The organism is Bradyrhizobium sp. CCBAU 51745, from assembly GCF_028128715.1.
Classification (GTDB): domain Bacteria; phylum Pseudomonadota; class Alphaproteobacteria; order Rhizobiales; family Xanthobacteraceae; genus Bradyrhizobium; species Bradyrhizobium manausense.
The window spans coordinates 589,735-607,344 of record NZ_LBJP01000093.1 but is presented as its reverse complement, the minus strand read 5'-3'; the positions used below and the strand labels follow the sequence as shown (position 1 = coordinate 607,344).

15 protein-coding genes are annotated in these 17,610 nt (G+C 65.0%); 5 read left to right on the top strand and 10 right to left on the bottom strand.

The window, feature by feature from the left end; all coding sequences use genetic code 11:
* Positions 1-5 precede the first annotated feature (5 nt).
* The 3 genes from XH98_RS39015 to XH98_RS39005 all read left to right on the top strand — a co-directional run bounded on the left by XH98_RS39015 (position 6) and on the right by XH98_RS39005 (position 5,087).
* Positions 6-2,069, top strand: coding sequence for a hypothetical protein (locus XH98_RS39015; protein WP_271621756.1), 2,064 nt, complete (start codon positions 6-8; stop codon positions 2,067-2,069).
* 203 nt (positions 2,070-2,272) lie between these two features.
* Entirely contained in the window at positions 2,273-2,671 is a 399-nt protein-coding gene (locus XH98_RS39010) for a DUF2946 family protein (RefSeq protein ID WP_271621755.1), read from the top strand.
* Between the two features lie 244 nt (positions 2,672-2,915).
* A complete protein-coding gene (locus tag XH98_RS39005) occupies positions 2,916-5,087 on the top strand; it encodes a TonB-dependent receptor (protein WP_271621754.1) in 2,172 nt (723 codons plus the stop codon).
* 175 nt (positions 5,088-5,262) lie between these two features.
* On the opposite strand, the gene XH98_RS39000 is transcribed toward XH98_RS39005, so the two are convergent.
* The 7 genes from XH98_RS39000 to XH98_RS38970 form a co-directional block, all read right to left on the bottom strand.
* The gene (locus tag XH98_RS39000; RefSeq protein WP_128962613.1) at positions 5,263-5,646 is read right to left on the bottom strand and encodes a RidA family protein; all 384 of its coding nucleotides are present in this window, start codon (positions 5,644-5,646) and stop codon (positions 5,263-5,265) included.
* A gap of 25 nt (positions 5,647-5,671) precedes the next feature.
* Positions 5,672-7,282, bottom strand: a complete 1,611-nt coding sequence (locus tag XH98_RS38995; RefSeq protein WP_271599728.1) for an N-acyl-D-amino-acid deacylase family protein — start codon at positions 7,280-7,282, stop codon at positions 5,672-5,674.
* A 10-nt stretch (positions 7,283-7,292) separates the two neighbouring features.
* Positions 7,293-8,612, bottom strand: coding sequence for an MFS transporter (locus tag XH98_RS38990; protein ID WP_271621753.1), 1,320 nt, complete (start codon positions 8,610-8,612; stop codon positions 7,293-7,295).
* A 269-nt stretch (positions 8,613-8,881) separates the two neighbouring features.
* Positions 8,882-9,652 carry an IclR family transcriptional regulator gene (locus XH98_RS38985; protein ID WP_057757053.1) on the bottom strand — a complete coding sequence of 257 codons (771 nt, stop codon included), beginning with the start codon at positions 9,650-9,652 and terminating at the stop codon, positions 8,882-8,884.
* A 222-nt stretch (positions 9,653-9,874) separates the two neighbouring features.
* Positions 9,875-10,390 carry a GNAT family N-acetyltransferase gene (locus XH98_RS38980; protein WP_271599730.1) on the bottom strand — a complete coding sequence of 172 codons (516 nt, stop codon included), beginning with the start codon at positions 10,388-10,390 and terminating at the stop codon, positions 9,875-9,877.
* 85 nt (positions 10,391-10,475) lie between these two features.
* The gene (locus tag XH98_RS38975; RefSeq protein ID WP_271621752.1) at positions 10,476-11,627 is read right to left on the bottom strand and encodes a hypothetical protein; all 1,152 of its coding nucleotides are present in this window, start codon (positions 11,625-11,627) and stop codon (positions 10,476-10,478) included.
* Positions 11,628-11,671: 44 nt separating this feature from the next.
* A complete protein-coding gene (locus tag XH98_RS38970) occupies positions 11,672-12,163 on the bottom strand; it encodes an NUDIX domain-containing protein (protein ID WP_271599801.1) in 492 nt (163 codons plus the stop codon).
* A 118-nt stretch (positions 12,164-12,281) separates the two neighbouring features.
* On the opposite strand from XH98_RS38970, the gene XH98_RS38965 reads away from it, so the two are divergent.
* Positions 12,282-13,163, top strand: coding sequence for a metallophosphoesterase family protein (locus XH98_RS38965; protein WP_271599732.1), 882 nt, complete (start codon positions 12,282-12,284; stop codon positions 13,161-13,163).
* Between the two features lie 142 nt (positions 13,164-13,305).
* Here the strand turns inward: XH98_RS38965 and XH98_RS38960 are convergent, their stop codons facing one another.
* The 3 genes from XH98_RS38960 to XH98_RS38950 form a co-directional block, all read right to left on the bottom strand.
* Complete coding sequence (locus XH98_RS38960; protein ID WP_271599733.1) at positions 13,306-13,860, bottom strand: hypothetical protein; 555 nt, start codon at positions 13,858-13,860, stop codon at positions 13,306-13,308.
* A 190-nt stretch (positions 13,861-14,050) separates the two neighbouring features.
* On the bottom strand, positions 14,051-14,260 hold the full coding sequence (locus XH98_RS38955) for a DUF4170 domain-containing protein (RefSeq protein WP_008137787.1): 210 nt from the start codon (positions 14,258-14,260) through the stop codon (positions 14,051-14,053).
* A gap of 23 nt (positions 14,261-14,283) precedes the next feature.
* Complete coding sequence (locus XH98_RS38950; RefSeq protein WP_271621751.1) at positions 14,284-15,918, bottom strand: isocitrate lyase; 1,635 nt, start codon at positions 15,916-15,918, stop codon at positions 14,284-14,286.
* A gap of 234 nt (positions 15,919-16,152) precedes the next feature.
* Between XH98_RS38950 and XH98_RS38945 the strand changes: the two genes are divergently transcribed.
* Entirely contained in the window at positions 16,153-17,598 is a 1,446-nt protein-coding gene (locus XH98_RS38945; RefSeq protein WP_271599735.1) for a helix-turn-helix domain-containing protein, read from the top strand.
* Positions 17,599-17,610: the final 12 nt, after the last annotated feature.

The window sequence follows — 17,610 nt, the reverse complement described above, 5'->3', positions numbered from 1 at the left end:
TCAATATGAACTACGGCATCGCGTTCACGCCGCTTGTCCCAGCGATCGTCCTCTGGATCGCGCTGGCTGCGATCGTCCTCATCGCCATCGTGCTGCTGCTGGCGCGGGCGCGCGGCGCGGCGGTGCGCGTGGCGGCGCTGGCGCTGTTCCTGCTGGCGCTCTCCAATCCCTCCTTCACGCGCGAGGACCGCGATCCCCTCACCTCGGTCGCCGCGGTCGTCGTCGACAAGAGCCCGAGCCAGAATTTCGGCAAGCGCAACCAGGAAGCCGCCAAGGCGCAGGAGGCGCTGGTCGACAGCCTGAAGAAGATCAAGGGGCTGGAGGTGCGCGTCGTCGAGGCCGGCCAGGCCGACGGCGAGACCGACGGCACCAAGCTGTTCGGCGCGCTGGCCTCCGCCCTGTCGGACGTGCCGGTCGACCGCGTCGCCGGCGCCTTCCTGATCACCGACGGCCGCGTCCACGACATCCCGGCGAGCGCCGCCGCGCTCGGCTTCCAGGCGCCGGTGCAGGCCCTGATCACCGGACAAAAGGACGAGCGTGATCGCCGCATCGCGATCACCGCGGCGCCGCGCTTCGGCATCGTCGGCCAGAACCAGACGATCTCCTATAAACTCGACGACCAGGGCGTCACCGGCGAGCGCGCCAAGGTCACGGTGCGCCGCGACGGCGAGGTCGTCAACGAGCGCACGCTTTCGAGCGGCCAGAGCGCGAGCGTCGATGTCGAGATCAAGCATGCCGGCCCCAATATCGTCGAGATCGAGGCCTCGCCGCTCGAAAGAGAATTGACCCCGGTCAACAACCGCGCCGTCGTCGCCATCGACGGTGTGCGCGACAAGCTGCGCGTGCTGCTGGTCTCGGGCGAGCCGCATTCCGGCGAGCGCACCTGGCGCAACCTCTTGAAGTCCGACGCCAGCGTCGACCTCGTGCATTTCACCATTCTGCGTCCGCCGGAGAAGCAGGACGGCACGCCGATCAACGAATTGTCGCTGATCGCGTTTCCGACCCGCGAGCTGTTCCAGCAGCACATCAACGAATTCCAGCTGATCATCTTCGACCGCTACGCCCGCCAGGGCGTGCTGCCGATCCCCTATTTCGAGAACATGGCACGCTATGTGCGCGCGGGCGGCGCCGTGCTGGTCTCGGCAGGCCCCGACTATGCCTCGACCAGCAGCATCTGGCGCACACCGCTGGACACGGTGCTGCCGGCCGAGCCGGTCGGCGTCACGGAGAAGCCGTTCTATGCGCATCTCTCCGACATCGGCAAACGCCATCCCGTGACGCGCGGGCTCGAGGGCTCGGCGTTCGAGCCGCCGCATTGGAGCCGCTTCTTCCGCACGGTCGAGACCCGCAATGCGGTCAACCCGCCGGTGATGACGGGCGCGGACGGCAAGCCGCTCTTGTTCCTTTCGCGCTTCGGCGAAGGCCGCGTTGCGCTCTTGCTGTCCGACCACATCTGGCTGTGGGCGCGCGGCTATGAGGGTGGTGGCCCGCATCTCGATCTGCTCAGGCGGATGTCGCATTGGCTGATGAAGCAGCCTGATCTCGACGAGGAAGCGCTGCGCTTGCAGGTGCAGGGCAAGGATCTCGTCGTGGTGCGCCAGACCATGGCTGATAGCGTGCAGCCGGTGAGCGTGACCTCGCCCTCCGGCGTCTCGCATGATCTGACGCTCAGCGCCGGCGATCCCGGCGAGTGGCGCGCCAGCCTGCCCGCGAACGAGCTCGGCCTGTGGCAGGCAACCGACGGCACGCTGAAGGCGCTGATCAATGTCGGCCCGACCAATCCGAAGGAATTCTCGGAAGTCACCTCCACCACCGAGACCCTGAAGCCGCTGACGCAGGCGACCGGTGGCAATTCGGTGCGGATCGCCGATGGCGGCAGCGTCGAGCTGCCGCGCATCGTCCCGGTGCGCTCAGCGAGCGTCTTTGCCGGTGACGGCTGGATGGGCGTGCGGATGCGCGATGCCAGCGTCGTCAAGGGCGTCGGCGTGCTGCCGATCTTCGCCGGCCTGATCGGGCTCCTGCTGCTGCTCGGCGCGTTCGCCGCGACCTGGGTGCGTGAGGGGCGGTGAGATAGACTGAGGGCCCGCCGTAGGCGGGCGTCTCGAAGGATGGGCCACCGGCAAGCTGCCTAGTTGCCTGAACGACACAACGCATCGGCCGCTTGCGTGTGCCGGTCTGCGTGCGATTGACATTCGATCCAGCTTCTTGCGATGTTACAATATAACATCGCGACATCAGGTCGGTGCCTCGCGATGTGGGGTGGCGTTTGCAGATGAGGTGGTTCCGGTCGAATATCAGGCACGGTGCCCGGCTCGCGATGTTCGCGATGCTGGTGCAGTTCGCGCTGACCTTCGGCCATAGCCACTGGTTCGCGCAGGCCGCGCCGCTCGCGCAGTCGCGGCTCACTGACAGCACCAAGACCATCACGCCGACCGACGGCGCTGCGGTCCAGAAGCAGTCGCCTGCAAATCCCGATCGCGAACAGCCGGGCGAGGACAATTGCGCGATCTGCGCGCTCGTCGCAATGGCCGGCACGGTCCTATCAGCGACGCCGCCTCTGCTGCATTTGCCGCAGGCGGTCGAGTTGCTCTACCGCACCACGGATGCCGAGTTCATCCATCTGGAATCGGCACGCCACGCGTTCCAGCCGCGCGCCCCTCCCGCCTCCTGATGTCAATCGATTGAGCTGCCTCGGCATCGGCCGCGCATGCGCGCCGATTGCGCTGGGCCATCGAGGATGATCCGTCGCATGTCGACGGCGCGCGCTGCCTGCAGGTGCTCTGAAGAGCCGCAGTGGTGCGCGATCGGAAATCAGGACAATGGTGTCTTCAAGAGCAATATTGGCGGGCGCGAGCCTCGCCGCACTCACGCTTTCTTATCCCGCCGGCAGAGCCATGGCGCAGACGACGGCCCCCATGACGACGCTGCCCACCGTCGAAGTCGAGGCGCCGAAGCAGACGCAGGCACAGCGCCGGCCAAAGGTTCGCGTCGCGGTCGACAGGCGACGTTCAACGTCGCAGGCGCGGCCGCAGACCGAGGCGCCGGCCGCCGTCGAGGGCCAGAGCGAACGGCTGGATGCGGCGCGCCAATCGGTGCTTCCACCGGGCGGCGCTACGACCCACACGCTCACGCGCCAGGCGATCGAGGCGCTGCCACAGGGCAGCAACGCCTCGCTCGACAAGGTGCTGCTGCAATTCCCCGGCGTCACCCAGGATTCGGCGGCGAGCGGCGACCTGCATGTCCGCAACGAGCACGCCAATCTGCAATACCGCATCAACGGCGTGATGCTTCCCGACGGCGTCGGCGCGTTCGGGCAGATCCTCGACACCGGCATCGTCGGCAGCCTCAGCCTGCTCACCGGCGCGCTGCCGGCGCAATACGGCCAGCGCACGGCCGGTGTGCTCGACATCCAGACCAAGGCTGACGCCTTCAACAATTCGGGCGTCGTCGGCGTCTATGGCGGCAGCAATGGCACGATCTCGACCAACATCGAATATGGCGGGACGGCCGGGCAGACGCAGTATTTCCTGTCGGGGCGTTTCCTGCAGAACAATCTCGGCATCGAGAACCCGACGCCCTCGGTCAACGCGATCCACGACCGCACCAACCAGGAGAAGGGATTTCTCTATCTCTCGACGATGATCGACCCAACGAGCCGCCTCACCTTCATGAGCGGCGTGTCGAACGCGACGTTCCAGATTCCGAACAATCCGGGCCAGACGCCTGCGAACACGGCATTCGGCGTTTCGAATTTCGACTCGTCACGGCTCAATGAGCACCAGAACGAGTTCAACCAGTTCAACGTCGTGTCCTACCAGACCTCGAACGGCGCGCTCGACACCCAGACCTCCTACTTCAACCGCACCAGCCTGCTGCACTTCCATCCTGATCCGGTCGGCGATCTCGTCTTCAACGGCGTGTCCTCGGACGTCTACCGCCAGAGCGTGGTCAACGGCATTCAGCAGGACACCGCCTGGCGCATCGGCTATGCGCACACGCTGCGGTTCGGCCTCTCGGTGAGCGCCGAGCGAACCCTGGTCAACAGCGGGACCACGGTGCTGCCGCTGGCCGATCCCACCGACCCGAACGCAGGCACGATCGACGCGCCGTTCTCGGTGTTCGATTCCAACGCCAAGACCGGCTGGCTGATCGGGACCTACGTCCAGGACGAGTGGAAGATCACCGACAAGCTGACGCTGAACGCCGGCCTGCGCTTCGACCAGATGTATCAATTCGTCGATGCCAACCAGCTCAGCCCGCGCGTCAGCCTGACCTGGAAGCCGTTCGACGGCACCACCTTCCATGCCGGCTATGCGCGCAACTTCACTCCGCCCTCGCAGGTGATTGCCAGCCCCGTCAATCTCGCGCTGGTGACGCCGCCCGGCGCGCCCGCCAACACCCAGACGCCGGAGGTCGGGCTGAACAGCCCGGTGCTGCCGGAGCGCTCGCACGTGTTCGACGTCGGCGTCATGCAGAAGATCTATGCAATCCCCGGCCTCGAGGTCGGCGCCGATGCCTATTACAAGAAGGCGCGCGATTTGCTCGACGACGGCCAGTTCGGCGCGGCCTATGTGCTGAGCGGCTTCAACTATGATCGCGGCGAGAATGTCGGCGTCGAGCTGAAATCGACCTACAGAAGCGGCAATTTCAGCGCCTATGCCAACCTCGCCTGGGCCAAGCAGATCGCGACCAATGTGGTCTCGAACCAGTATCTGTTCGGCGCGGACGAGCTCGCCTATATCGCAGGCCATTACATCTACACCGACCACGCGCAGATGCTGTCAGGCTCGGCCGGCGCCTCCTATCTCTGGGAGGGCACGCGCTACAGCGTGTCGATGATCTATGGCAGCGGACTTCGGTCCGGCTTTGCCAACACCGATCACCTGCCCGGCTATACGCAGGTGAATCTCGGCCTGTCGCACGATTTCAACATCGTTGCGCCGAACAAGCCGACGACCGTGCGGTTCGATGTGGTCAATGTGTTCGACACGATCTACCAGATCCGCGACGGCTCCGGCATCGGCGTGTTCGCCCCGCAATACGGCCCGCGGCGCGGCTTCTATGTCGGCATGTCGCAGCGGTTCTAGCTGAGCCGTTTCCTTGTGGCGCATCCTTCGAGACGCCCGCCTTCGGCGGGCCCTCAGGATGAGGACGGTGTGCGTGGCGGGATTTGCAGCGAGCGCCGATGGCACTTTGCCTCATCCTGAGGAGACCGCTGGAAGCGGTCGTCTCGAAGGACGAGGCGTGCGCGCAATCGTCGCCTCACCTGCGATAGGCGACGCAGTCGATTTCCACCTTGCAGTCCACCACCATGCTCGAGACCACGCAGGCCCGCGCGGGTGGATTGGCACCGAAATATTCGGCGAAGACCTTGTTGAAGCTCTGGAAGTCTCTGGGGTCATCGAGCCAAACGCCGCAGCGGACGACGTCCTTGGGCTCATAGCCGGCCTCAGCCAGGATCGCGAGCATGTTGCGGATCGCCTTGTGAGACTGCGGAATGATGCCGCCCTCGATCACCTCGCCGTTCTCCATCGGCGTCTGGCCGGAGACGTAGAGCCAGCCGTCGGCCTCCACCGCGCGGGCGAACGGAAGGTGCTGGCCGCCGGTGCCGGTGCCGCCGGCCGCGCCGTATCGTTTCAGCGTCATTGCATCATGTCCTGGGTGTGATGGTTCAAGTCAGGGCCCGGCCCGGCCGCGCGAAGGTGCTGCGTCCGTCCGCGACCACGGCCTCGCCGGCGACGAACACTGCACGAATGCCTGCGGGCATTTCCGTCGGCGTCTCGAACGTCGCTCTGTCCTTGATGGTCTCGTCGAACAGGGTGAGATCGGCGATCATGCCGGGCCGCAGGATGCCGCGGTCGGACAGTCCGAAGCGCTGCGCGGGCATCGCGGTCATCCGCCGCACGGCGTCTTCCAGAGTCAGCCAGCCTTGCTCGCGCGTCAGCCGGCCGGCGACGCGCGGGAAACTGCCATAGGCGCGCGGATGCGGCTTGGTGCCCGGGCGCGGAATGCCGTCGGAGCCGACCATGTGCAGGCGATGGGTGAAGGCGGCGCGCAAATCGGCCTCATCGAGCTGGAACATGATGATGCCGGTCTGGCCCTGGTCTTCCTCGATGCAGCGGACCATGAGATCGAACGGGGAGATGCCGAGCTCGCGCGCGGCATCGACCATCGATTTGCCCTCGAGCGGCTTCAGCGCGGGGTTGGCGGTGGCGGAGATGCGCACATTGTGCCAGCCGATCAGCACGATCTTGGACTGTGCGGCATGCGGATCGGGATCGCCCTCCTCGACCAGCACGCGCAGCGCTTCTCGCTGGCCGGGATCGCGCAGCCGCGCCAGCAACCCGTCGATGCCGCCTTCGAGGGCTGCCGGCGGCAGCAATTGCAGCATGTAGGAGCTGCCGGCGGGATAGGGATACATGTCGAAGGAGATGTCGATGCCCTCCGCGCGCGCCGCCTCGAGCCGGTCGAGCGCCTTCGGGATCGCGCCCCAGTTCGGCTTGCCGGCCGATTGCAGATGCGACAGCAACCCGGCCGCACCGGAGGCGCGCAGGATCGCGATGAACTCGTCGATGGAGGGCAGGAGGCCCGCTTCATAGCTGCGGACATGCGCGGTGAGCAGCTTGCCATGCGCTCTGACGGTCTCTGCCAGCGCGTTGAGCTCGCTGGTGTCGGCATAGGCGCTCGGGGGATAGACGAGGCCGAGCGACAGGCCGGCAGCTCCTTGCGTGAGTTGCTGCGCCAGCAGCGCCTGCATCGCCGCGATCTCTTCGCGGCTCGCCGCACGGCGCTCGTAACCGAGCACGGCAAGCCTGATCGCGGCGTGCCCGACCAGGGAGACGAGGTTGAGCGCGACGCCCGGCCCTTCCAGGGCCTGCTTGTAGCCGTCGAAGCTGTCGAAGACTTCGTCGGGTCGGGTTTCGCCGGCGAGCCCCGAGAAATGCAGCCGCAGCATCTCGGCGGAGCCTGCGGTCGCGGGATAGAGCGAGAAGCAGCAATTGCCGACCACGAGCGTGGTCACACCCTGCAACACCTTTTCGGGCCGGTCGGGCTCGCGCAGGCAGATCAGATCGTCATGGCAATGGGCGTCGATGAATCCCGGCGCGAGATAGCATCCGCGCGCGTCGATGATGTCGGCACCCTCCGCCGGCAGCGCGGCACCGATCGCCGCGATGCGGCTGCCGTTGATGCGCAAGTCCGCCTCGAACCACGGCGCGCCGGTGCCGTCGATCAGCCTGGCGTTGCGGATCAGCGTGTCCTTGCCGCTGGTGGTCTGGGGCATGCCCCTCTCCTCAATGAACAGCCACGGCGCCTGATGGTGCGACCTCTTCGTAGTCGGGGATCGATTCGATCCGGCCGAGCACCACGACATAAAAGAAGATGCCGATCAGCAGCACCACACCGGCGATCATGAAAGCACCGGCAAAGGATTGGGTCCAGTCGACCACGATGCCTGTCACGATCGGCGCGAGCACGCCCATCATGTTGTTGGTGAAATTCAGGATGCCGCCGACGGTGCCCGCGCCACCCTTGGGCGCGATCAGCGACACGATCGAGGAACCGACGGGTGCGGCGGCCGACAGGCCCGAGATCGCGATCGACAACCACAGCAGCGCCCAGCCCGGTTTCACGGTGAAGGCGGCGCCGATCACGGCGAGCCCCATCAGCATGCCGACGATGATCACCGACTGGCGCACCCGCGTCGGGTCGTAGCCGCGCGCGATCAGATGATCGACCAGAAAGCCGCCGATCAACAGGTCCGACAGTGTCGCGAAGATCCACGGGATGGTCGAATAGCCTGCGGCCGACATCAGGTTCATGTGCATGGTCTGGGCGAGATAGCCCGGCAGCCAGGTGAGGAAGAGATAGAAGGTGTAGCCATAGGCGGAGAAGCCGATGGTCAGGCCCCAGACCTTGCGGTTGCGCAGGAGGTAGCCGAGCATGCGGCTCTGCCCCGCTGCGGCCGGGCCTTCCGGCGTACCGCCGCCGGCGATGATGTAGTCATGCTCCGCCTTGGAGAGCTTCGGATCCTCGCTCGGATTTCGATAGATCAGGTAGTAGGCGATGAAATAGGCAAAGCTGAGCAGCGCGGTGACGCCAAAGCCCCAGCGCCAGCCGTAGAGAAAGATCACATAGGCGACCAGCGGCACGCCGATCACGTTGGAGAATTTTGCGGCGGAATCGAAGATCGCGGTCGAGCGCGCGCGTTCGTCGAGCGGGAACCAGTGGCCGGTCGCCTTCTGGCTGGCCGGAAACGCCGGCGCTTCCGCGACACCGAGCAACAGACGCGCGCCGGCGATGCCCCAGAGACCGCTGGCAAGCGCGGTGATGGTGGCGGCGACCGCCCAGAGGAAGCTCGAGACGCGGCCGACCGTGGTGACGCCGAAGCGGTCGAGCACCATGCCGCCGGGGACTTGCAGCAGCGAATAGGTCCAGAAGAATGCGCTGCCAAGCAGGCCGATGTCGGTGGCGGTGAGGCCGAGCTCCCTGGTGAGCTCCGGCGTCGCGGCCGAGAGGCCGACGCGATCGATGTAGTTGATGAGAATTCCAACGCCGAGGAGACAACCGATCAGCCAGCGTCGTCCGGGTACCTGTTGGGTTGCCTTCGTCATGTTGAATCCTCGCTTGGACACGCAGGATCGCGTCTCCAATCCCGACATGGGACCGGGAGAACCTCATCGCGCCCGCAACTGCATTGTCTCTTATAGTGGACAATATTATCTTATAGCGACACGTTAGAGATGACAGCGTCGTGATGTCAAGAGCGGACATTCCGGCCGCGACGCGCGTTCGCGCGCGTCGCGTTCTGCGCGAACATCGTGCGGCGACAACGCACAACGATGCGGGAACATCGGTCAGCGACGTTGACGGTCGGTTCGGTTCAGGAACGATCCGAGAGTTCCGTTGCGGTGGCGACGAGATCGTCGAGCAGCGCGGTCCTGCGCTCCTTCACCGAATCGGCGGGAACGACGAAGCAAAGCGTCGCGACCGCGACACCCTTCTTGTCGCGGATCGGCGCGGCAAGGCACGACGTGAAGCGATCGGACAGCGCCGTGGTCACGCATTTGCCGTCGCGCCGCGCCCGTGCGACGTCCTTGATGAAATCATCGACGTCGAGCACGCGGCCATCAGGAAGGCGGAAATCCTCCTTCGGAACGAACGCGCGAATCTCCGCCGGGCTCATGTGATCGAGCAGCAACCGGCCCGATGCCGTCCAGGGCAGCGGCACCTCGATGCCGACGTCGGTGGTGATGCGGAACAGGCCCGATCCGTCGCGGGTATCGACCACCACATATTTGCGGCCGCGCAGCGCGCAGAGTTGCGCGGTGGCGCTGTGCTGGGTCGCGAGACGATCGAGCGCCTCGCGGCAGCGGCGATGCAGCGGATTGGCCTCCGCATAGGCCCGGCCGTAGAGATGCACCGCCTTGCCGAAATAGACCTGACCGCCGTCGCCGACGCTCTCGAGCAGGTCCGCCTCGATCAGGCGGTTGGCGATGGCATAGACCGTCGATCGCGGCGCGCCCATCTGCTTGGCGAGGTCGCTGAGCTTGGAGGGCGCGCGCAAATGCAGCAGCGCTTCGAGCAGATCGATGGTCCGATCAATCCCGTTCTGGCGTTCCGCGGGCGAGGCGCCCTTCTTCGATGCGGCCAAACTTCATCAATCCTTCGTCAGCTTCGCCTGCCGTTTTGGCACAAACCGCGCCGACGGTATAGCGGGTCAGACTTTCGCGTTCAAAGCTCTGGAGTGACATCGGCGTACTGGCAGTCAGCCCTGTGCAACCCGGTCAGATCGCGCTTCGCGCGGGATCGAAATCGAGATAGGCCTGCAATGTCTCGGTGGTGGCGCGGAAGATGTGAGCTCCGAGCGGATGCGCTACCCTCGCGCCTTGCTCCAGTCCGGAGCAACCGCGCCCGAGACGCCTTCGAAGGCGCCGTCGACGAGCTCGAACACCAGGATCCGCGCGGCATCGACCGGGCCCGGCATGGTGACGCGGCCCTTGGGGACCAGCTTGAAGCCGACGCGGCTGTAATAGGGCTCGTCGCCGACCAGCAGCACGATGCGATGGCCCTTGTCCTTCGCTTCTTTCAGGGCCCGCTCCATCAACATGCGGCCGATGCCGCGGCTGCGGAACGGCGGCTCGACCGTGAGCGGCCCGAGCAGCAGTGCAGGCGTCTCGCCAACCGTCACGGGCAATTGCCTGACGGAGCCGACCAGCAGCGTGCCGATGCGGGCGGTGAAGGAGACGTCGAGCAGGTGTTCGACGTGCTCGCGGATGCGATAGGCGCTGAGCACGAAACGGCCGGGGCCGAAGGTGCGCTCGTGCAGCCGCTCGATCGCCTGCGCGTCGCCTGCGGCTTCGGGACGGATGGTGATGGAGAGATCGTTCATATCATTTGCGGGATAGCATCTGCGCCTGGCGAGGTCCATGGGCGTCGCGCCCAACTTCAGTCCCTTTTCAGCGCCGGCTGGGGCGTCATCGCGGCAGCGGTCCAAGGCTCGCCGCTGCGCTCCGGACCGATGCGGCCATGGGCGCCGCGGCGGGCTCTAACACCTGCGCAAACGACAGCGTCCACAGCGACAGCATCGTGATCGGCACGACATAGTATGGTGTGAAGATCGGGTGGGTCATGAAAAATGCGAGATTGACGACGAGGTTGCCGGCAACGACGAACGCGGCCTGTCGCACATGTCGTTCACCGGCCCACAGCAGCCAAAGCGTCGCGCCGATCGCGAGCACGATCAGCACGATTTGCATGTCGCGCAGATACTGGACGAACACGGCAAGATCGAACGCCGGCGCAACCACGTCGGCGCTGCCATAGGTGGTCGCCAGCGCGCTGCCGGCGTTGATGGCCTGCGCGGCCAGCGTCGGCGCCATGCCGACGAGCACGCCTGCACCGAAGGCAAGTCCCTGCACGAAGATCGCGAGCGAGCGCGTCCACAGGAAGGGAATGCCGAGGAACAGGAAATAGCCTGCGGCGAGCAGCGCGTTCGGCAGCCTGAGATTGACGGAGGCGCCGAGCAGGAGCCCGATCAACGCGATCAGCAGAACGCTGCGTTTGTCCCGGCTCAGCCACACCGCGGTCAGCAAACCTGCAACAGCGCACAGCGCCATGGTCGGCGCCACCGAATAGCTCGCCTTGGCGGGATTGATCATGAGACCGATCGCAAGCGCGCCGAACACGCCTGCGCCAATGAGCGATGGCAGGCTTCTCGCCATTGCAATAGCTGATAGCGCCAGCCCGCCAACAATCAGGTTCGCAACAATGTAGAGCGGCACCACCTGGTGGCCTTCCGGAAACAGCGCCAGCAGGAAACCCGTGCCCGGCGGATATTGCAACACCACCTTGCCACCAGGCATCGGGTTGTGACAGGGCCAGCGGATCGGATCCTTCCATTCGGAAAACGCGATCTCCTTCAACTTGCCTTCGAAATAACGGTCGTCGTCCCCGACTGCGTTGGTATTGAGCCCACTGATGCCGAAGCGCTGGAACAGATGGGCCTGCCTGAGATAGCAGATGTCGTCATAGACCCCACGCGCCTCGCTCCATCGCGACATTCCCCAAATGTTGCTGGCGAGGATCGCAAGACAGATGAGGCCGAAGGCGAGTTTTGCTGATTTCATCAGGTTTCCGTGGCGCCGGTTCGGGTCACTAGCATAGCCGGCCATCAGCGCCACGTCGCCATCACGGGCTTACCATCGAGCACTTCGGCGATCCTTAAGCGAGTGCCTGGAGTCACCTCCTCCGGCAGCGCGGCGGCGTCGAAGAAGCCGCATTCGATGATCTCGCGGTTGGGCTCGGGTAGCCGGTCCTGGCGGAAATGCCTGACGACATAGACCGCGACATGGTCGCGGCGGGAGACGTGGCTGTTCAAAAAGATGCCATGCAGCACGGCCTCTCCGGTCAGGTCGATGTCGCCCTCCTCCTTGAGCTCGCGGCGCATTGCCTGTTCCATGGTCTCGCCAAAATCGACCCCGCCCCCCGGCAAATACCAGCCAGAGACATAGCTATGCTTGACCAGGAACACCTTGTTGTCGGCATCGAGCACCACGGCGCGAACGCCCAGCGTCATGCCGCGGACCACCAGGAAATAGGCATGGAAGAACCGCCGCAGCAGCGGCTCGAATTTCCGTCGGATCCGGCGCAGAGGCTCTCCCATCAGTCTTTCAGGCTTTCCTCTTTCAGGCTTGGCTCTTTCAGGCTTTCCTTGCACGTTGCCGGAGACCTTGCCATTACGGCATCGGAATAGCGAGGCCATCGCGCGGATGACATCTTTCATGGCACCCTTCACGCTTGCCCATCTGTCCGACCCGCATCTGCCGCCGCTGCCGAAGCCGCGGCTGACCGAGCTCGCCGGCAAGCGCGCGCTCGGCTATGTCAACTGGACACGCAACCGCCATAAATACCAGCGCCGCGAGGTGCTTGATGCGCTCGTCGCCGATGTGCGGGCGCAGGCGCCGGACCACATTGCCGTTACGGGGGATCTCGTCAATTTGGCGATGGAGGCGGAGTTCGCGCCGGCGCGCGCCTGGCTCGACGAAGTCGGTCCGCCTGACCGCGTTACCACGATCCCCGGCAATCACGACGCCTATGTCCGCGCGACCTGTCACCGCTTCGGCGAGACCTTTGCGCCCTATCTTGCAGATGACGACGGCCGCATCGGCTTTCCCGGCGTGCGCCGGCGCGGCCCGGTTGCGCTGATCAGTCTCTCCAGCGCGGTGCCGACGCTGCCCTTGATGGCGACGGGCACGCTCGGGCGCGATCAGCTCACTGACCTCGAACAGGTGCTCGAGCAGCTTGCGACCGAGGACGTCTTCCGCGTGCTGCTGGTGCATCATCCCCTGAAGTCCGACGCGCGCCAGAAGCGGCTGACGGATTCGGCCGGGCTGCTGGCGCTGCTGAAGCGCCGGGGTGTCGAGCTGGTCTTGCACGGGCACGACCACATTCATTCGACGATGTGGTTCGAAGGCCCCAACGGCAAGATTCCCGCGATCGGCGTGCCATCGGCTTCCGCGCTCGCGCATGGGCGTTATCCTGCGGCGGCCTACAATCTTTTTGCGATCGAGAAGGACAATGAAGGCTGGCGCTGCGAGCAGATCGTGCGGAGCATCGATCATGGCTTGCAGATCCGCGAGATCAAGCGCGCGCGGGTGATGTGATCCGATGCGGTCATTCCGGGGCATGCGAAGCATGAGCCCGCTTCGTAGGCCGGATGGAGCGCAGCGTAATCCGGGGCAGTGCATCCGCAGCGACAGGCTTCCCGGATTGCGCTTCGCTCCATCCGGGCTACGAGCAGCGTCCTCACCAGCTCCGCAGCGCTGCGAGCACGGCGACACCGAACAGCGCGGCGGCCCCGAGGATGAAGCCGAACAGGAACGGCCAGAGGCGCGAGCGGCGCGGCGGCTCCGCAACTTCCTCCTTGGGCTCTGGCGGCACCACCATCGCATGTTCGCGCTCGATCATGCGGCGGGCGACGTAGTCGGTCACGGCGTCCACGATCACGGCGGTGTCGTGCGATTCGGCGAGCACGATGCGGCCGAAGCGGGTGTCCTGGACGAAGCGGTACTGCCGCTTGTCGCGTCCCATCATGATATGGGCGACGACGTCGATCCAGAGTCTCGGCGTATCACCCTGGCTGATGCCGCGGTCGAACAGATCGATCCTGTCGGGCACCTGGGCGAACAGCGGATCGAGAGCGTCGTTGAGGATCTCGAGCCGGGCCACTTCGGCGTCTCTGAGATCGACGACCACCCCGGTCCGGTCGGCAGCCTCGATCCGTGCGCGGAGCAGCGCATCGCGCAGCCGCACCGGGCGCGGCTGGCCGGGATTGATACCGCTGGTCTCGGGCTCTGACATTGTCGTCCCTGTCCTCAACTCTACCCGTTAACCTATCAGCAACCAGACCCCCCGCAAAGGGCCCATTATTCCAGATACTTACGGTGCCCACAGGCCGCTGATATGTGCCAAAAACAGACGATCCCACCCGGCTTGCGCCGGATGGGACCCTCCGTCCTTGGACGTCTTCTTGAGACTTGTCAGCTGGCCGTCAGGCCGAGACCCGCGACGGCTCTTCCACGATCGAGAAGCGGACGCCGGCCTTGTGGCGGTTCTCTTCCGAAACCGAGCGCCAGGCGTCTTCGGCTTCCTTGCGGGTCTTGAACGGGCCCTGCACCTGGGCCGAGCCCTCGACCAGCTTGTGGAAGTTCATCGAGCCGAACTCGCCGCCGATCACCCAGAAATTGCTGCCTTTGGTCATTGTCAGTCTCCTGTCGAGGTGCGTTAGCCGAACTGGTTCATGGTGTTGTGGGCGCCGCCCGCCTTCAGGGCCGCTTCGCCCGCGAAGTATTCCTTGTGGTCGTCGCCGATATCGGAGCCGGCCATGTTCTGGTGCTTGGCGCAGGCGATGCCCTGACGGATCTCCTGGCGCTGCACGTTCTTGACGTAGCCGAGCATGCCCTGCTCGCCGAAATACTCGCGTGCGAGGTTGTCGGTGGACAGCGCGGCCGTGTGGTAGGTCGGCAGCGTGATCAGGTGGTGGAAGATGCCGGCGCGCTTGGCCGAATCCGCCTGGAAGGTGCGGATGCGCTCGTCGGCTTCGGCGGCCAGCGGCGTATCGTCATATTCCGGCTTCATCAGCTCGGCGCGGCTGTACTTGCTGACATCCTTGCCGGCTTCCTTCCACGCGTCATAGACCTGCTGACGGAAGTTGATGGTCCAGTTGAACGACGGCGAGTTGTTGTAGGCGAGCTTGGCGTTCGGGATGACCTTGCGGATGCGGTCGACCATCTTCGCGATCTGCTCGATATGCGGCTTCTCGGTCTCGATCCAGAGCAGGTCCGCACCGTTCTGCAGCGAGGTGATGCTGTCGAGCACGCAGCGGTCCTCGCCCGTGCCGGGACGGAACTGGTAGAGGTTCGAGGGCAGCCGCTTCGGACGCATCAGCTTGCCGTTGCGGTTGATGATGACGTCGCCGTTCTTGGCGTTCTCCGCCGTGATTTCCTCGCAATCGAGGAAGCTGTTGTACTGGTCGCCGATGTCGCCCGGCTTGTGGCTGACCGCGATCTGCTGCGTCAGGCCGGCGCCGAGCGAGTCGGTGCGGGTGACGATGATGCCGTCTTCGACGCCGAGCTCGAGGAAAGCGTGGCGACAGGCGCGGATCTTGGCGATGAACACCTCGTGCGGCACGGTGACCTTGCCATCCTGGTGACCGCACTGCTTCTCGTCCGAGACCTGGTTCTCGATCTGCAGCGCGCAGGCGCCCGCTTCGATCATCTTCTTGGCGAGCAGATAGGTCGCCTCGGCGTTACCGAAGCCGGCGTCAATGTCGGCGATGATGGGGACGACATGGGTCTGGAAGTTGTCGATCTTCGCGATCAGCTCCTTCTCGCGCGCGGTGTCGCCTTCCTTGCGCGCCTTGTCGAGGCTGCGGAAGATGTCGTTGAGCTCGCGGGCATCCGCCTGGCGAAGGAAGGTGTAGAGCTCCTCGATCAGCGCCGGCACCGAGGTCTTCTCGTGCATCGACTGGTCGGGCAGCGGGCCGAACTCGGAGCGCAGCGCCGCGATCATCCAGCCGGACAGGTACAGATATTTGCGATCGGTCCTGCCGCCGAAGTGCTTCTTGATCGAGATCAGCTTCTGCTGGGCGATGAAGCCGTGCCAGCAGCCCAGCGACTGGGTGTACTTGGTCGGATCGTTGTCATAGGCCGCCATGTCGGCCCGCATCAGCGCCGCGGTGTAGCGGGCGATGTCGAGGCCGGTCTTGAAACGGTTCTGAAGGCGCATGCGCGCGACGGCCTCGGCCGTCACCCCGTTCCAGGTCGGCTGGGTCTTGAGGAGCGCCTGGGCCGCCTCGATCTCGCTCTGATACGAGGCCGGGCCCTGAAGGGTGCTGACGCCGCGGGGCTGGTAGTTCATGTGCCTTATCCTTCTCGACGGATGACAAAGCGGAGCGCTTCGTCATCGACATTTTTGACAATGCATTGCGAAATGCGTGTCACGAGATAAACGCGAGAAAGAGAAGTTCGTATAGAGGCCTTGTATTTGAATGGTGATGTCATGTAACATCAGAACATGTAATAGATGTTATTTTGTAAATTTTGTAAATTATAGGTCAGAACGACTGACCTTGATGCATCTGGAGGCCTCAAAATGCCCGCCGAGTCAGGGAAAAAGCTGTTCGTCGGTCCGCGCTTCCGGCGGATCCGGCAGCAATTGGGGCTGTCGCAGACCCAAATCGCCGAGGGGCTCGGCATCTCGCCGAGCTATGTCAATCTGATCGAGCGGAACCAGCGCCCGGTGACGGCGCAGATCCTGCTGCGGCTGGCCGAGACCTATGACCTCGATCTGCGCGATCTCGCCACCGCCGATGAAGACCGCTTCTTCGCCGAGCTGAACGAGATCTTCTCCGATCCGCTGTTCCGCCAAATCGACGTGCCAAAGCAGGAGCTGCGCGACCTCGCCGAGCTCTGTCCCGGCGTCACCCATGCGCTGCAACGGCTCTACGCGGCCTATACCGAGGCGCGCCAGGGCGAGACGCTGGCGGCCGCGCAAATGGCCGACCGCGACGTCGGCACCCGCTATGAGGCCAATCCGGTCGAGCGCGTGCGCGAGCTGATCGAGGCCAACCGCAATTATTTCCCCGAGCTGGAGCAGGCGGCGGAGACGCTTCGCGATGAGCTGGACGTGCCGGCCGAAGGGCTCTACGCCGCGCTTGCCGCGCGGCTGCGCGAGAAGCATTCGATCCAGACCCGGATCATGCCTGTCGATGTGATGCGCGAGACGCTGCGGCGCTTCGACCGCCACCGCCGCCAGCTGCTGATCTCGGAGCTGGTCGATCCGCCCGGCCGCGCCTTCCAGCTCGCTTTCCAGCTGGGCTTAGGCGAATGCGCGCAAGCCCTGGAGACCATCATCGGCCGCGCCGGCCCGCTCGACGATGCGCCGCGGCGGCTGTTCCGCATCACGCTCGGCAATTACTTTGCCGCCGCGGTGATGATGCCCTACCCGGCCTTCCTCGCCGCCGCCGAGGCGCTGAACTACGACATCCACGTGCTGGCGCAGCGCTTCAATTCCGGCTTCGAGCAGGTCTGCCATCGCCTGACCACGCTGCAACGGCCGAATGCACGCGGCATTCCGTTCTTCCTCTTGCGCGTCGACAATGCCGGCAACGTCTCCAAGCGCTTTTCCTCCGGCACATTCCCGTTCTCGAAATTCGGCGGCACCTGTCCGCTGTGGAACGTGCACTCGACCTTCGACACGCCGGATCGCCTGCTCAAGCAGGTGATCGAGCTCTCCGACGGCACGCGCTATTTCTCGATCGCGCAGATGGTACGCCGTCCCATCGCGCCGCACCCGCTGCCGCAGCCGCGCTTCGCCATCGGCCTCGGTTGCGAGATTCGCCACGCCGCGCGCCTGACCTATGCCGCCGGCATGGACCTGGAGAAGACGGAAGGCACGCCGATCGGCGTCAACTGCCGGCTCTGCGAGCGCGAAAACTGCGCCCAGCGCGCCGAGCCGCCGATCACCCGCACGCTGATTTTGGATGAGACCACGCGGCGGGTGAGTTCGTTCGCGTTCTCGAATGCAAGGGAGTTGTGACCTCCCACCTCG

What these genes read in the sequence shown, in the direction of transcription:
- XH98_RS38995 (WP_271599728.1), bottom strand. Translation starts at nt 7,282, where the DNA reads ATGCCCCAGACCACCAGCGGCAAGGACACGCTGATCCGCAACGCCAGG.
- XH98_RS38970 (WP_271599801.1), bottom strand. Translation starts at nt 12,163, where the DNA reads ATGGGAGAGCCTCTGCGCCGGATCCGACGGAAATTCGAGCCGCTGCTG.
- XH98_RS38955 (WP_008137787.1), bottom strand. Translation starts at nt 14,260, where the DNA reads ATGACCAAAGGCAGCAATTTCTGGGTGATCGGCGGCGAGTTCGGCTCG.
- XH98_RS38980 (WP_271599730.1), bottom strand. Translation starts at nt 10,390, where the DNA reads ATGAACGATCTCTCCATCACCATCCGTCCCGAAGCCGCAGGCGACGCG.
- XH98_RS39015 (WP_271621756.1), top strand. Translation starts at nt 6, where the DNA reads ATGAACTACGGCATCGCGTTCACGCCGCTTGTCCCAGCGATCGTCCTC.
- XH98_RS38990 (WP_271621753.1), bottom strand. Translation starts at nt 8,612, where the DNA reads ATGACGAAGGCAACCCAACAGGTACCCGGACGACGCTGGCTGATCGGT.
- XH98_RS38950 (WP_271621751.1), bottom strand. Translation starts at nt 15,918, where the DNA reads ATGAACTACCAGCCCCGCGGCGTCAGCACCCTTCAGGGCCCGGCCTCG.
- XH98_RS38960 (WP_271599733.1), bottom strand. Translation starts at nt 13,860, where the DNA reads ATGTCAGAGCCCGAGACCAGCGGTATCAATCCCGGCCAGCCGCGCCCG.
- XH98_RS38965 (WP_271599732.1), top strand. Translation starts at nt 12,282, where the DNA reads ATGGCACCCTTCACGCTTGCCCATCTGTCCGACCCGCATCTGCCGCCG.
- XH98_RS38945 (WP_271599735.1), top strand. Translation starts at nt 16,153, where the DNA reads ATGCCCGCCGAGTCAGGGAAAAAGCTGTTCGTCGGTCCGCGCTTCCGG.
- XH98_RS39000 (WP_128962613.1), bottom strand. Translation starts at nt 5,646, where the DNA reads ATGACGCTGAAACGATACGGCGCGGCCGGCGGCACCGGCACCGGCGGC.
- XH98_RS39005 (WP_271621754.1), top strand. Translation starts at nt 2,916, where the DNA reads ATGACGACGCTGCCCACCGTCGAAGTCGAGGCGCCGAAGCAGACGCAG.
- XH98_RS38975 (WP_271621752.1), bottom strand. Translation starts at nt 11,627, where the DNA reads ATGAAATCAGCAAAACTCGCCTTCGGCCTCATCTGTCTTGCGATCCTC.
- XH98_RS39010 (WP_271621755.1), top strand. Translation starts at nt 2,273, where the DNA reads ATGAGGTGGTTCCGGTCGAATATCAGGCACGGTGCCCGGCTCGCGATG.